Origin of the sequence: Kribbella sp. NPDC006257, assembly GCF_040613535.1 — a bacterium.
Classification (GTDB): Bacteria; Actinomycetota; Actinomycetes; order Propionibacteriales; family Kribbellaceae; genus Kribbella.
In genome coordinates this window covers 1-1,159 of record NZ_JBEXSJ010000079.1, presented here as the reverse complement: position 1 = coordinate 1,159, position 1,159 = coordinate 1, and the positions used below count along the sequence as shown (strand labels likewise).

Sequence of the window (1,159 nt, the reverse complement as noted above, 5' to 3'; positions counted from 1 at the left end):
GAGTCGGCCCGGCCGGACAGCGCCCGGGCCCGCTCCTCGGTGGTCCGCAGCGCCAGCCGCGCCTCCATCTCGGCAGCCCGTCCGGCCTTCGCCGCCTCGGCCAGCCGGTCCCGCTCGTCCGCGTCCGGCTCGTCCCCGATCTCGTCGCCGAACTGCTCGACGTCGCGCAACCGCTGCTCGAGATCGGCCAGACCGGCCAGGTTCTTGTCGCGTTCCTCCGCAGCGGCCGCGATCGCCTCGGCCATCCGCTGCGCCTCACCGCGGGACGCCTTCGCCAGCGATCCGAACTGGGCCAGCTGCTCAGCCACCGCCGCCATCGCCGCATCCGACTCGTGCAGCCGGGCCAGGGTGATCTCGACGGACTGCTTCTGCTGCTCCCGCTCGCGCTCCAGCGCCGCCAGCTCGAACCGCAGCCGCTCGCTCCGTGCGGTGGCCTCGATCAGCTTCTCGGCGGCCTCGTCGACCGCGGACTGCACCTCGATCAGACTCGGGGCAGCGTCCGATCCGCCGTACGCGAAGTGCGCACCCAGTACGTCGCCGGCCCGGGTCGTCGCGGTGACGTCGGACAGCTGCTGGACCAGCAGGCGCGCGGCCGGGACGTCCTCGACGACCGCGACCTTGCGGAGCAGCCGGCGCAGGGCCGGGCGCAGCACCTCGGGGCAGTCGACGACCTCGATCGCGTAGATCGCGCCGTGCGGCAGCTGCGGCCACGACGTGTAGTCCTCGGCCGGCGCGTCGCCGAGCAGCATCCCGGCGCGGCCGAGATCGTGCTCCTTCAGGTGTCCGACCGCCTCGACGGCGGCGGACGTGTGGGTCACCGCGACCGCGTCGGCGGCCTCGCCCAGCGCGGCGGCGATGGCGGTCTCGTACCCCGCGCGCACGCTCAGCAAGGCGGCGACCGAACCCATCAGGCCGGTCACCTGCTCCGAAGCGGCCAGCAGCGCTCCCGCACCGTCCTTGCGGTTCAGCCCGATCTCCAGGGCCTCCTTGCGGGCGGCCAGGCCGGTCCGCTCCCGCTCGGCGTCGCGCTCCTCGGCGCGGAGCTTGGTGAGTCGCTCCTCCAGCTCGTCCAGCACGCTCTGCGCGGCCTCGAACTGGTCGTCCAGACCCTTCTCGCCGGCATCGAGGCCGGCCACCTGGGTCTCCAGCGCGGTGAAAT

At 73.9% G+C, this 1,159-nt stretch carries 1 pseudogene; it reads right to left on the bottom strand.

Annotated elements, in window-relative coordinates:
• Nucleotides 1-1,159: pseudogene (locus tag ABZ004_RS40490) on the bottom strand (chromosome segregation protein SMC); the annotation flags it as partial.